The organism is Actinoplanes sp. NPDC051343, assembly GCF_044455125.1.
Taxonomy (GTDB): Bacteria; Actinomycetota; Actinomycetes; order Mycobacteriales; family Micromonosporaceae; genus Actinoplanes.
The window spans coordinates 1-13,236 of sequence record NZ_JBITEL010000010.1; the positions used below are offsets into that span (position 1 = coordinate 1).

The 13,236-nt window shown below is 63.7% G+C and carries 11 protein-coding genes; 5 read left to right on the top strand and 6 right to left on the bottom strand.

What is annotated here, in order from left to right:
• The first annotated feature begins 185 nt into the window (after window positions 1-185).
• Entirely contained in the window at window positions 186-770 is a 585-nt protein-coding gene (locus tag ACIA5C_RS30110) for a hypothetical protein (RefSeq protein WP_396060647.1), read from the top strand.
• Here the strand turns inward: ACIA5C_RS30110 and ACIA5C_RS30115 are convergent.
• A complete protein-coding gene (locus ACIA5C_RS30115; RefSeq protein WP_396060650.1) occupies window positions 758-3,460 on the bottom strand; it encodes a site-specific DNA-methyltransferase in 2,703 nt (900 codons plus the stop codon). The two genes, ACIA5C_RS30110 and ACIA5C_RS30115, sit on opposite strands and share 13 nt — an antisense overlap.
• Complete coding sequence (locus ACIA5C_RS30120; protein WP_396060654.1) at window positions 3,460-6,519, bottom strand: BPTD_3080 family restriction endonuclease; 3,060 nt, start codon at window positions 6,517-6,519, stop codon at window positions 3,460-3,462. The genes ACIA5C_RS30115 and ACIA5C_RS30120 overlap by 1 nt, the downstream gene beginning before the upstream one ends.
• Before the next feature lie 411 nt (window positions 6,520-6,930).
• Here ACIA5C_RS30120 and ACIA5C_RS30125 point away from each other — a divergent pair, with 411 nt between their 5' ends.
• The gene (locus ACIA5C_RS30125) at window positions 6,931-7,797 is read left to right on the top strand and encodes a methionyl-tRNA formyltransferase (protein ID WP_396060657.1); all 867 of its coding nucleotides are present in this window, start codon (window positions 6,931-6,933) and stop codon (window positions 7,795-7,797) included.
• On the opposite strand, the gene ACIA5C_RS30130 is transcribed toward ACIA5C_RS30125, so the two are convergent.
• From ACIA5C_RS30130 to ACIA5C_RS30140, 3 genes are read right to left on the bottom strand one after another with little or no spacing between them, the layout of a single operon-like run.
• Window positions 7,772-10,147, bottom strand: coding sequence for an ATP-binding protein (locus ACIA5C_RS30130; RefSeq protein WP_396060660.1), 2,376 nt, complete (start codon window positions 10,145-10,147; stop codon window positions 7,772-7,774). The two genes, ACIA5C_RS30125 and ACIA5C_RS30130, sit on opposite strands and share 26 nt — an antisense overlap.
• A gap of 30 nt (window positions 10,148-10,177) precedes the next feature.
• Entirely contained in the window at window positions 10,178-10,789 is a 612-nt protein-coding gene (locus tag ACIA5C_RS30135) for a DUF6879 family protein (RefSeq protein WP_396060662.1), read from the bottom strand.
• Complete coding sequence (locus ACIA5C_RS30140) at window positions 10,782-11,051, bottom strand: hypothetical protein (protein ID WP_396060665.1); 270 nt, start codon at window positions 11,049-11,051, stop codon at window positions 10,782-10,784. The genes ACIA5C_RS30135 and ACIA5C_RS30140 overlap by 8 nt, the downstream gene beginning before the upstream one ends.
• A gap of 145 nt (window positions 11,052-11,196) precedes the next feature.
• Between ACIA5C_RS30140 and ACIA5C_RS30145 the strand changes: the two genes are divergently transcribed.
• Window positions 11,197-11,601 (top strand): hypothetical protein, encoded by a 405-nt coding sequence (locus ACIA5C_RS30145; protein ID WP_396060668.1) that lies wholly within the window; start codon window positions 11,197-11,199, stop codon window positions 11,599-11,601.
• A 21-nt stretch (window positions 11,602-11,622) separates the two neighbouring features.
• Here ACIA5C_RS30145 and ACIA5C_RS30150 read toward each other — a convergent pair whose 3' ends face one another.
• Window positions 11,623-11,886 carry a hypothetical protein gene (locus ACIA5C_RS30150; RefSeq protein WP_396060671.1) on the bottom strand — a complete coding sequence of 88 codons (264 nt, stop codon included), beginning with the start codon at window positions 11,884-11,886 and terminating at the stop codon, window positions 11,623-11,625.
• Between the two features lie 206 nt (window positions 11,887-12,092).
• Here ACIA5C_RS30150 and ACIA5C_RS30155 point away from each other — a divergent pair, with 206 nt between their 5' ends.
• Entirely contained in the window at window positions 12,093-12,620 is a 528-nt protein-coding gene (locus ACIA5C_RS30155; protein ID WP_396060674.1) for a DUF5753 domain-containing protein, read from the top strand.
• Window positions 12,621-12,641: 21 nt separating this feature from the next.
• Window positions 12,642-12,839, top strand: coding sequence for a DUF397 domain-containing protein (locus tag ACIA5C_RS30160; RefSeq protein ID WP_396060677.1), 198 nt, complete (start codon window positions 12,642-12,644; stop codon window positions 12,837-12,839).
• Window positions 12,840-13,236 lie beyond the last annotated feature (397 nt).

The window sequence follows — 13,236 nt, forward strand, 5'->3', positions numbered from 1 at the left end:
CAACCTGGCGCCGACGGCATCAATACCGAGCCAAAATCAGCCACTACCAGCACCAACATCCATAACCATCACGATCTACGGCTGGAGTACTAGACATCAAGGGCACCTACACCCTGGCGTCGGCGCCTGCCTACTCCTCGGCCGTCGCGCCAGTAGGCGCGGATTACACAGCATTCACCGGAGAGTTGGTCGGCCTGCTGAGGCGAGGTGTCCCGGGCGGCGGACCACTGCTGACGCTCGGCGACATCTTTCCCGCACTGAGCCGCGCACTGATCAGACGCGGCATGCCCCGACCTCAACATATGGGTACGGGTTTGTCCGACCGGATCGCGCTGGCCCGTAACGCCGCGTACCAGCCTGAGAGCCGTCCTTCTGGCGGACCACGCAAGGTGCCCGAACAGCGTCTGAGCCCGACTGCGTCACTGCACCGACAAGCGGCAGCCGAGGACGATCCGAAGGTCACCGCCGAGTTTCACCACGCGATGCTGGACGTCTACCGCAAGGCCAAGCGAGAGGCAGGATACAACGCCGCTTACTTCCTGCGAATGGTTGAGGAGGTAGGCGGCCTAGAAGCGGCTCGGCGACTTCTGAGGGCGGGATCGGTCTCCAGCGGCTTCAGCTCGTTGTGGGAGAAAGGCCGCCTCGACCTGTCAGCCGAGGCGGTCGTGCTCCAAGAACGGTTCGCCGGGCTGTTCACGGAGGAGGAACTGGACATCGCACGAAGCCGGCTGGCGGAGTACGGGTACCAACCGCCGACTCAAACCTCGTAGACTTTGACGACCTCGTCCCCGTAGTTATTGATCACCTTTACTGCGATCTTTCTGGACTCGGGGCGGAGGAACGGGCGGGATCGGTGGCCGTAGAGGCTAGCCCAGGCGGACTCGTCGATCTGCGCGCGAAGCGCCTTACGCAACCGGGAGTACGGGTCGAGAGCGTCGGGCTTGCCAGCGGTACCCGCGAAGTAGATCTGCCGGACGAAGAACTCCTCCTCGTTGTAGTCGGTGTCGATCATCCACAGGGCGATATCATCAACGCCGTTATCCGGTCGGAGTTCTCCGGTAGTAGGGTTGTAGACGTCGACACCGCGGATCTCGACCACAATGCCGTCGGGCGCCGGGTCGATCGCGATGTCTGGCTCGCCGAATACGGTGAAAAGGTTGGCCGTCCCGGTCTTCTTCAGCAGCGTATCGCCCATCGCAAGATCCGCGTTCATCCGGACCAGTAGAACCGGGAGACGCCCGAGCTGTCGTTGTTCTGCGACCGTTGCGAAGTCGTTTCCGTCCGGAGCGAACTCGTCGGCGGCCACGCTAGCCCGCCCATCGAAGCTGAAAGCGCATATAAGTAGCAGGTCGAAGCCGACGCCCTTGAGCGCCTCACGAGTCGCATCCTTGACCCAGTCCGCGTCTACCGTGCCGTACTGAGGCCCAATGCTGACCGCAATCCGCGCCGAGGCGCCCTCGTCGCCGTTGCGGCGCGCGGCGTCCGCGTGAATCATCTTTCCGGGGTATGGGGCCAGCGACGCGAACTCCAGCCGCTCGTTACGCCAGCCGTTCTGCACACCCGCCTTGGCGAGATTGTCGATGATCGTCTTGAGGTACCCATCAACATCGGTGCCTCCGGAACGCTCATCGCCGATCGCAAAGGTTGCCGATCGGTGCGGTGACAGGCTTTCGACGGTGAATCTGCCAGCGACCCGGATCCGCTTTTTGTCCTCATACGGCCGGTCGTAGAGCAGTTCCGTCTCGGCGTGCCGGGCAATTGCCGCATCGATCTCCTTGCGGCTCATGCTCTCCTTGATATCTGGGTTGTTGGCGATAGACTTGAGGGTCACGTGCCGGACGCGCTCGTAGACGAAACCCTTACTGATATCGTCGGCAGGTGGCGTAGGCGGCGGCTCGGTGCCAGTTAAGTCGCGTTCCTTGACGCGCCCTTCGGCAGAGTCGGTGAGCAGATAAGCTGGATACTTCGCACCGATCAACCGCTGTCGGGCCAGCATGATCGCGACTCGGGAAGTATCGATTGTGATCCAGCGTCGCCCCCATTGCTCGGCAACATAGGCGGTCGTTCCAGACCCGCACGTCGGATCGAGCACCAAATCACCCGGATCGGTGGACATCAACACGCATCGTTCTACAACCCGCGCGGCTGTCTGGACGACATAAGTCTTCTTATCTCCGAAACCGCTAATTCGAGTGTCGTCCCAAATGTCACTTCGCGGCTTGAATGGAAAGTCGTCAAGGTATCGAAGGAAGCTTAGGGTCTTACCAGAGGGCAGAAGGCGTCCCGCCAACTCCAGGCGTTTCATGCCTTCCGCGTCGGTGCGAAACGTTCCATTTCCGGGCGTAAAGCTTTTCCCGTGAAGTACGTAGGAGCGAAGGTCCGCACCTTGCGCGGGCCGTTGATTTGTTAATGGATTGTATCGGAACGGACGCGCACCCTCTGGCAATTCTACGACTTCGTTGGCCTCATCGCTCCTCATGGGGCGACGCTCACCGTTCGATAGCTCTATTTGTCGCAAATTCGAGTCGTCGCGAATCGTTCTGGGCTCGTATGTTGGTCGATATTTTACGGCTGCGACGTTTGAGGCATACCACACTATCGAATCATAGGTATTATCAAGCAGCCCACTTCCCTTTCCGGTTGTTTTGCGAAAAGCGATCTGGCTGACGAAGTTCTCAGGCCCGAACACCTCATCCATTAGGCATCGAACCCGATGAACGTTCTCATCCCCAATCTGAACAAAAATACTGCCGGATTCTGTTAATAGGTCTCGAGCCACGATTAGGCGGTCACGCAAGTATGCTAGGTAGGAGTTAATTCCTAACTCCCAGGTGTCGCGGAACGCTTTGATTTGCTCGACTTCGCGAGTTACGTCGGCGAGGTTGCCGTCCTTGACGTCTCGCTTGCGTGCCGACATCTGCCAGTTGGAGCCGAATTTGATGCCGTACGGCGGGTCGATGTAGATCATTTGGACCTTGCCGCGCAGCCGCTCCTTCTCCGCCAGCGACGCCATGACGCGTAGGGAGTCGCCGAGGATCATGCGGTTGGACCAGTTGGCTTGGTGCTGGTAATACTCGACAGATTGCCATCCGTCCAGGCCGTCGAAGCTCTCGTAGTCGTTGGCGAAGAGGCCGAGCTGTTCGTTCTCGCTCGCCTTGGCCCGTTCGCTGGCCCTGCGCAGTTCCTCGACCAAGGTGCGTGGGGCGATCTTCTCCTGGATGTAGATCGGAGGCGCCTCGACCACCAGGTCCTCGGCGTCCTGTGCCTCTTTGCCGATCCAGACCAGCTGAGGGTCGAGACTGGGATCGCGCTCCTTGATGACCCGCTCGATCCGGGCGGCGTCAGTCGAAACGAGTTCGTGGCCATCCGCAGTCGGTATGTTCAGCCTGCGGTCGGTGGGATGCACAATCGCCTGGACGGGCGCGGCGCCAGCGGCGGGCTTGCGGCTCCTCGGGGGCATCAGACAAGTTCCTCTTCGGCGGAAGCGGCATCGGTGAGTTCCGACAGGCCGCGTAGGGCGAACAAGGCATCGATGGCTGGGCGTAGGTCTCGTTTGGCCGTGGTGGGGTCGCGAAGCTCGCAGAAGCTCCACCGCCCGAACCTGCCGCTGTTGTTGATCGCGGAAACCCACAGGTTACGGGCTGCCCACGCCTTCTGCGACGCCTCGGACTGCGACTTGCGGCCCCCGGACACCTCGACGATCAGGGTACGGACGATGCCGTCGCCGACATCGGCGAGTTTCACCAAGAAGTCCGGGTAGAACCGCCGGCTCCGGCCGGCATGTTCGTACGGGACGAAGAAGTCGAGATGGTCGTTGCGCACGTACGCGGCGACCTGGTCCTCCGGCAAGGATTCGATCGCCTGCGCCACGGCCCGTTCCCAGGCGTTGCCGTCCTTGCCGTCCAGCGTCACGAGATTGACCCGGCACCGCTTCGGGTTCGTCGGCCAGACGTCTCTGGTAGTCCGGAAGTCCACGCTGGACGTTGTTCCTACCGGTTCCACGGACCGCAGCACTGGCAACACCCAACGGTCTCGGCTCCCGCCTTGCCAGGTGATCGATTGCCAGACCTTCTCCACTGCCTCAGCCTCGCGCAGCAGGATCAGCCCGACGGCCTGGTCGTCGCGGATGTCGACGCAGCGGTGCAGCCACTGCTGAGTGATCGCCAGGACCTGCGGGAAGTACCAGGGCCGCAGGTCGCCGCTCTCGGTGCGTAACTTCCGCCGGAGCACCTCGCTGGCCAACCAGTAGGCAACGTGTCGTCCGCGATACCGCTCCAGCTGTTCAAGTCCGTGTACGGCTTCCTCGCCGACCTGTCCCGCGACTGTGGTTTTGGTCGGCAGGTCCGCCTTCGACAACACCATCCGCAGATCAGGATCGGAGAAGTCCGCGGTTAGCGGCTCGTCAGGCATCTCCAGGTGGTAGCCGACCACTCGCGGAAACGTGATCTCCAATTTCGCGTCGCGGTCGGGTTCAGCGCGAACGTTGCGGATCGGCTTCATCGGCAGTTCACGCGTCACGGCAACAGTCGGGATGAACTGGAAAGGTACACCGTAGACGTCGGCGTACTCGGGAGTGAACATCCCGTCCTCGTCGGCGACGTACGAAACTCGTCGCAGGCCACGGCCAACCACCTGCTCGCACAGCAGTTGAGTGCCGAAGGCACGCACGCCGAGGATATGGGTGACGGTGTTGGCGTCCCAGCCTTCCGTCAGCATGGAGACGCTGACAACACACCGTACGGTTTCGCCGAGTTTGCCCGGTTTGCCGACGGTGTTCATGACCTCGCGCAGGAGATCGACGTCCGAGATGTCGTCCGCCGTTCTGCCGGGGAAGCGGTCGGCGTACTCCTGTTTGAACTCGGCGATCTCGCGAGCAGCGGCACCGCGAAACTCCGGCGACAGCTTGCCGGACTCGAACTCCGCGGCGTCGACCAGGATTGTCGGTGGCCGGTTCAGCCACTGCCCGTCCGTCACGTTGCTGAACAGGGGGAGTTGCCCCGCAGTCGGCAGTACGTGACCACCCTGCTCACGATCGAACCCGCCGATCCAGTCGTAGACAGCCTGCGAGACTGTCGTGTTGCTGCACACGACGATGAACACGGGCGGTGGCTGGCCGTGCGAGGCAGCATCTGACCTCTCCCATGCCTCGAATGCCTTCTGGTAGGAGCCGTAGAGGCTGTGCAGGGCCCCGGTCAGTGCGCCGGGCAGGTCGGCAGAGGTGAAACCTTGGTTGGACTTCCGCCCGCCCTTGGGCAGCGAGTCCCGCACCTCTTCCCACAGGTTCAAGTACGTCACGCGGTTGGCCACCCGGTTGTCGTCCACCGGCACCCGGGGAATTTTGACGATGCCGGCCTCGATGGCGTCGATCAGGGAGAAGTCGCTGACCACCCAGGGGAAGAGAGTGCCCTCCCGGTAGCCTGAGCCGGCTAGAAAGAAGGGCGTGGCGGACAGGTCGTACACCTTCTTGATGCCGACCTTGGACCGGATCGCCTCCAAGCCGCTGAACCAGACGCGAGCATCCTCGAGCCGGTCGACGGCCTCCTTGCGCTCGTCACCGCGCAGGTTCTCGACGGTGTCCGCATCGGGCTCGGGCTCGCCGATGCGGCCCCGATAGCAGTGGTGGGCCTCGTCGTTGAAGACGATGATCTCCGAGGAACCACCGAGTTCCCGTAACACCCGACTGACCATCTGTGCTGGCGTTTCCAGGAACGGGTCGGGTCGTCCAGGCGCCACGAGCGCCTTGGTGTTCCCGTTCGCGCTGCGGCCGAACCGAGTCTCACGAAGCTGGAACGAATGGAAGTTGGTGATTACTATCTTTGCCTGGCCGAGGTCATCGGCGAACTCGGCCGGCACCAGATCCCGTTCCCGGTAGTAGTTGCCGGGGTCCTCCGGTAATAGCACCCGCAGCCGGTCACGGATGGTAAGCCCTGGGGCGACCACCAGGAAGCGCTTGGCGAAGGTCTTGTCATACGGCGCATGTACTTTGTTGATCGTCTGCCAGGCGATCAACATTGCCATGACGATCGTCTTTCCGGTTCCGGTCGCCATCTTCAGCGCGACGCGCGACAGTCCGTTGTTGTACTCGGCGTTGTGCGCGTCCAGGTCGTTGTTGATCCAGCTTCCATGCCACTTGGTCGCGCCTTCCGCCAGGAAGATCGCCGTCTCGACAGCCTCGCGCTGGCAGAACAGCAGCTTGTTGTCCCGATCGGGATCGCCCCAGTACTCCAGCAATCGGCGAGTCGTGGGGGTGACGTTGGGCCATCCCGCTTCCCGCCATGCGTCTACGCGTTCACGAACGTCGTTGACCTGTTTGTTGAGCTTGATGTCGTCTTCGGTGAAGACCTGCAGTTCCAGCTGCTGCCCCCGCTTGCGAGGCCTCGGCACCGGGATGAAGAAGCTCGATGGTCGTCGGCCATCCTCAACCCGGTCTGTTATCCCCTCCGCGTCGAAGGCGAAGTGGCGGGTTGGTCGCCCATACGGTGAGTTGATAATCGGGTTTTCGATGACCCGGTCGCTCACCGTAAGACCCCCTAGCTGGGTTCGACATCACAGGTTTGCGCGACAGCATATACCCGGCGTTACGGTCGGATGCGCGATCCCTCGCGCGCGCAGTTTAGGTGTCGATGCGATCATGGAGGTTGATGGGCCAGGAACAATCGTGGGCGCAGATGTCTTCGAGGAGCCTGCCGACGGCGGCCTGGTCTAATCCGCAGTTAACAGAGCCGCCTGGGGGAGCTTGCCGATCTTCTCGCGGGGGTGTCAGCACAGGCCGTGTCGCCGGACGGGCAGATTATCCGCCGCGTCAGTGGGTTCTTGCACATGGAGATCTGCTTCATGGCGAGCACCTACCGCGGGTTCTCGGATCACGAGCTGGGTTGCCAGTTGGGGCAGCTGCTTCACACCGGCGGGACTAGTCGTACTATGCGAACGGTGACGGATTCGATGCGCGTCGCAATCGCGTCGTTTGGTGTTGAGGAATTCGATACGCTCCACGTGGCTTGTCTTGAAGCTGGCTATGTCCCCGTCGCATACGTGAACTGCCGTTCGATGAAGCCCGACAGCGACACCGACTCGCACGCTGCCCACGCGGCGGCACGCATCGTCGCGGCCCTTCCGCCGGGGATGGATCTGCTGCTTCCAGGCAACGCCGAAGGGCTGGTCGAGGGTTTGGCCGGCTACCAGCTAGACCTGCTAATCGTGTACGGCTTCAACTGGAAACTGCCGGCCGCCGTGCTAAATGTCCCGAGGTTCGGCGTGGTGAACGTTCACACGTCGTTGTTGCCTCGGTATCGGGGTCCGGCGCCGGTGCTGTGGGCGATCCGGAACGGCGACTCCGAGGTCGGGCTGACGATTCATCGCATGGATGAGCGGTTTGATGCCGGCCCAATCCTCACACAGCGTGGTGGCATCCCACTCGATGAGGACGTGACCCCGCAGCGGCTGTGGGGGCGGCTCCGGCCGGCGCTACATGATGAACTCACCGTGGCGCTGGACATGGCTGCGCGACAGGTTCCCGGTACGCCGCAGGACGATGCCGCGGCGTCGGCCGCCGGGTTCATTGAGCCCGAGTTTTCGAGGGTTGACTGGTCGCGGTCAGCGCGCGAGATCCACAATCAGGTGAGGATGTTCGCGTTCATGGGACGCGATTGCGCGCCCGTCGCAGTGGTCAACGGGCAACAGCTGAGGGTGTTTCGTACGCGGCTGGAGGCGACGGACGGGATTCGAGTCGAGTGCTCGGACGCGCCGATCTGGATTGTGGATTCGGCGCCGGTCACCGATCCGGCAGAGCCTCGATGACGGCGGCGTGGAGGGCCGCGGCGCGCGGATCGTCGAACTCGGCGAGCAGGTCGAGCGCCTGTTGAAGTGAGCGTGTGTCGTCGGCGGCCTGGCCGAGGCGGTAGAGCGTCTGGGCCAGGTGCCATCGATCGTTCTGGTCTCGGTGGGTGGCTGCGGCCGTACGGTAGAAGTCAATGGCGTCCTCGGCCCGGCCCATCTCCTCATATGCCTGGCCGGCGCCGTCGAGTGCATAGGCTTCCCGGCTACGGTCGCCGAGCTGGCGTTGGATTGCGGCGGCTCGCTGGTAAGCGACGAGGGCGTCGGCTAGCTGTCCGGCGGCTCGTTGGACGGCACCGAGCTCGACGAGCCAGTGGGCCTGCCAGACCTGGGCTTCCTCCTCTTCGGCGATGTGGAGTGCTTCGTCGATGAGGGCACGGGCGGTGTCGAGGTTGCCAAGCTCGCGTTGAGCCCAGCTCGAGTGGAACAGCGCGTTGCCTTCGCTGGCACGGTCGCCGAGTTCGCGGAAGACGGTGACAACGTCGGCGAGGATATCGGCCGCGTCTCGCGGTTGCTGAACCTCGAGCAGGGTTTCGGCGAGGTTGCTGCGGATCAGCGCCTCCCACCGGCGGTCGCCAAGTTCGGCGAAGATCACGCCAGCTTGCTCGAAGTAGGTGCGCGCCTCGTCGAGTCGCCGCCGTCGCAGGCCGATCAGGCCCAAGGTGTTGAGAGACACGGCTTCGCCGAACCGATCGCCAACGCTTTGCCTCATGGCGAGGGCCGCGCGGTGGCTGGTCTCGGCTTCGTCGATACGGCGGGACTGGAAGTACGCGCGTCCGAGGCTTTCGAGGGCTTCGGCCTGGCCACGGCGGTCGCCGTCTCGTTCGGCCGAGTCGACGCCGATCCTGCTCGTGGCCAGCCAGTCATCGAAAGCGTTCTGATGGATGTAGATTCCGCGAAGGACGGCGGCAAGGCGCCAAGCGATCGAGTGGAGGCCCGCGTCGGCTGCCGCTCTGGTACCGAGGACGAGGTTGCTGTTCTCCGCCTGATACCACCGCAGCGCTGTTTCATGACCGTCGAAGACAGCTGGAGCCACGTCGGCGGGTAGCGCGCCGGTCAGCTCGTACCGATCGAATACGGCGATGCGGGCCGCGGCCGCATCAGCGGAATGGAGATACCAGCTCAGGATGCGCTCGCTGACCTCGGCTCGGGTTTCGGCGCTTTCGAGATGGCGGACCTGGTCGACGGCGTACGCGCGAAGCAGGTCATGGAATTCGTAGCGGCCGGGCGCGGGTTGTTCGAGCAGGTGCGCGCCGATCAGAACGTCGAGCTGCTGACGTGCCTGAGCTGCGCTAACCGCCGCGAGCGCGGCAGCGGCCGGCGCGCCGAACTCGTTGCCCGGGTGAAGGCCGAGCAGCCGGAACAGCCGAGCGGCCGGTTCCGGAAGTGCGCGATAAGACCAGGCGAAGACGGTTCGTACGGCGTCGGCATCGTCGCCGCCCTCGGAGGTGAGCGCGTCCCACAGCGCCGATTCGTCGCGGAGGTCGGCGATCAGTTCGTCGAGTCGCAGCATCGGCCGGCTCGCCGCACGCTCGGCCGCGATGCGCAGGGCCAACGGTAGCCGCGCACACAACCGGGCCAGCTCGACCAATTCGTGGCGCTGGTCGTGCCCGCGATACCGAGCGGTCACCGTTCCTAGCAGAGCCACGGCGTCATCCTCCAGCAGAATGTCCAGCCCCAGCCGGTACGCGCCATCGCGCGCGACAAGCCCGGAAAGATGGCTTCGACTGGTCACAAGCACCAGGCAGCCGACAGTTCCGGGCAGCAGCGGGCGGATCTGTCCAGGAGTGGCGGCATTATCCAGAACGATCAGCATCCGGCGAGTGGCAAGCAGCGACCGGTATAGCGAGGCCCGCTCGTCCAGGCGCAACGGAATCACCGAGCCCGGCACGCCCAGGTCACGCAGAAAGCGATCAAGGACTTCTTCCGGTATGGCCGGCTGGCCGGGATCGTAGCCTCGCAGATTCACGTACAGCTGGCCGTCGGGAAAACGATCTCGCACGCTATGGGCCCAGTGCAGTGCGAGCGAGGTCTTCCCGACGCCGGCCGTACCGGTAATGACGGTGACTGCGGCGGCCAGGGCATCGTCGTGTCGTTCCTCGGCAACGCTGGTGAGCGTGGCCAGTTCGGCATGGCGGTTGACGAACCCGCGTACGTCGCCCGGCAGCTGCGACGGCGTTACCGCGAAGGCCGCCTCAGCCGCCCGATGGAAGTGCACTCCACCGTGGACGTCGCGTGCCTGGACCACGTCGTTGGAACCCGATGCTTCCAGGCGATTGACATGCGGCATCGCCGGATCGCGGTCGTCGGGCATCGACGTGGTCAGGGCGCGTCCACCGCCTATCTAGGGATGGTCAGGCGGCGGGAGCGTCGCGACGTGGCCGGTGAAGAAATGCTCCAGAGGTTCACCGGCCTCGTACAGGTCTTGAATGAATCGTTGGCAGCGCGTGACGAGGTCGCGATCGACGAAGCGGCGGGCATACTCCAGCACTCCGGCATCGTCGTACACGGCCTGGTACATGACGGTGTGGCCCAGGGTGTAGATCTCCGGAAGCGTCCAGCCGTCTTCGAACTGGGCAACCTGGTCCGGACCGACAACCCGGACGCTGCCCCCACTCTGATCGCGGACCCGAAGGGCGTACAGCTCCCACTGCAGGTAAGGGATGATCGGCTCCTCCACGACGCGAACCCGTCGCGCGACAAAGCCGTGCTCCTCGACACGACGGTGATAGTCGACCATGTCCGCGCGCCCGGCCTCCAGGAGGCGCAACGACTCGTCCCAGTCGCCCTTCTCGAAGGCCTCCCAGCTGTCGTACCCAGGCTCTCGGAAGTACTGCTGGCGTTCCAGCTTCCAGAAGCCCAACTCGGTGATCGCCCAGAAGTTCCTCTCGAAGTCGGCGTAGTAGGCATCCAGCTCCATCGGCTCGCCGGTCGCGCCGTCGAGGAGATCACGCATCAGGGATGTCCGCCTTCGCCGCCAGAATCGCCCTTCGCGGTATGACCACCAGGCGCTCGCCGGGGTCTACGCTGACGCCGGCCGGCAACCGGCCCTCATAGGACGCGGTCAGGTCGGAACCGATGACCGCAACGTCGCCGTTGTCGAGCTCCCAGATGTCCGGGCAGCTCGAGTTGCCGGATGTCTGTCCAAGCTCATGAGACGACTTTCCCATTCGTCGAACAAATGACGCAGAAGAATCTGCTTCCCACTTTTCCGACACGAAACCTCTCCCGAATTCGAGATCAAGATTACAGAAAGTGACATTACCATGACAAATATGCGATCAGCAAACGCCTCGACTGGGTGCTCGCACCTACGCTGATCGATGTATCCCGATACAGAACAACCCGGGCAGCGGAGGCACCGTGACCGACCAGGAACTCTTGACCAGCATCGCGGTCACTCTGGCGACGAAGACCGCCGAGGGACTCGCCGCCGGCGGACGAGCGGCGTTCGATGCCCTCGTACGGCTGGTCCGGCGTCGACTGGAGCGACCGGGATCCGTTCTGGAGCTTCCCGAAGCCGGAGCCGACGCCTCGAACGCCACGTCGATCGACATTGTTAGGCAGCAGCTCGCGAACGCCGCCGCGCACGACCCCGAGTTCGAGGCGCAGCTAAGCGAACTTTGGCGAAATCTGTTGCCGCACCTGGAGGCGCGCGACGGAGGTGTGATCAACACCGTTGCCGGCAACGTCGAGGGCAACGCGGTCCAGGCACGTGATGTTCATGGTGGCATCTCCTTCGGTAGTCCTGGTCGGAGCGATCACTGAGCCTTGGTCGCGCAGTAGCCGTCAGTCGAATTGATCATGGCGGAGATTGTGCCGAGAGCGTTCCAGCCTTTCGGGCTGCGGCGCTGGCACCGCGTTCGAATCGCTGGAGGTGTCGGCCTCGCTTTCGCCATTGATCGAGATTCCCGCAGTCGTGAGAAACGAGTGGATCGCGACTGCCAGGTCGTCCAATTGGTTATCTTCTACGAATGCATAGCCGTTCTCCGCAATGCGGTCGGCAACCAACTCCGCGATGGACAGAAGCGGGTCTTTGCCGTCAGTTGCCATGAGCTATCCCGAATTCCTGGATAGTGCGGCCCGGGGCGGTATGCGGCCCGCGAGCGAATCGGATGCCGAAGGAGACACAAGAGTTGCGGTGTCTGGACACGGGTACCACCTGCAGGCCAGGTTCCGACAGGAAGACCGCGGCTTGGACGAACGGAATCCGGACAGGCGACCCTCGCCGCCGGGAGGCTGCGGTTTGCAGGAGCGACTTGAGCTTCTTCGCCTTCGCATCAGCCTGGTGGATCGGCCTACTACAGACCGAGGCCTACGCCCGCGCGGTCGTTGCCGCCGCCTGGCCGGACGACGAAGCCGAGGTACAGCGCCGCGTCGATCTGCGGATGGCGCGGCAGGACTGCCTGACCGAAGACCCTCCCCTCAAGTTCTGGGCGGTCGTCGATGAAGGCGTGCTGCACCGGCGCACCGGTGGCAATGACGTCATGCGGGCACAGCTCAAACATCTTCTGACGCTCAGTAACCGGCCGAACATTACTATCCAGGTGTTGCCGTTCACCGAAGGGCACCATCCCGGGACGACGGGATCCTTCTCGATCCTCGACTTCCCGGAGGGCGTCCACAGCCCTGTGGCCTACGTCGTCAGCCAGGCCGGTGACGTGTATCTGGAGCGGGAAGACGACATGCGGCGGGTTACGCTTACCTATACCCACCTGCAAACCGCTGCGCTGAGCGTCACCAAGTCCCGTGACCTGATCGCGGCCGTCGCCAGGGAGCTGGCGTAGACCCAAGAAGGAGGCGCGGCAGTGATCGACCTGTCCAGCGCCAAGTGGCGCAAAAGCACCCGCAGCGATTCCAACGGCCAATGTGTGGAGTGGGCCACGGTTGACGGCTTCGTTGCTGTGCGTGACAGCAAGGACCCTGGCGGGCCGGCGCTCGTCTTCACCCCCGATGAGTGGCGAGCATTCATTGGTGGCGTCAAAGATGGCGAAGCCGACCTCTAGCCCATAACCGCAACCCTAGAAGTGCCCGCCGTAACAGGTGGACTCATCGCGGTCAGCCTCGCCCACCTCGCCCCTGTACTGCGGCGACCCGGACCAAGCCGCCCGACTCGCCGCCGCGCTACGCGGCACCGAACACGCCAGCACCCCGGCGGTGGGGGCCGCTGCCGTGCGGTACTGACCCGCGCGTACGGCCGGAGCGGCGACGAACTTGCCTGCGCAGCGCATCGATACAGGCTGAAGCCGACCCGGCCGCAACCGCAAGGTCGACCACCCGTGCGCGGTGGCCCGCCGGGCGATCCCACCGCATCGTGCTCATGCTGGCCGAACTCCAACCGGACCTCGACCAGCCCGCGGTGCAGGGGGTCACCGAGTACGCACAACTGCGGCTGCCAGTGCT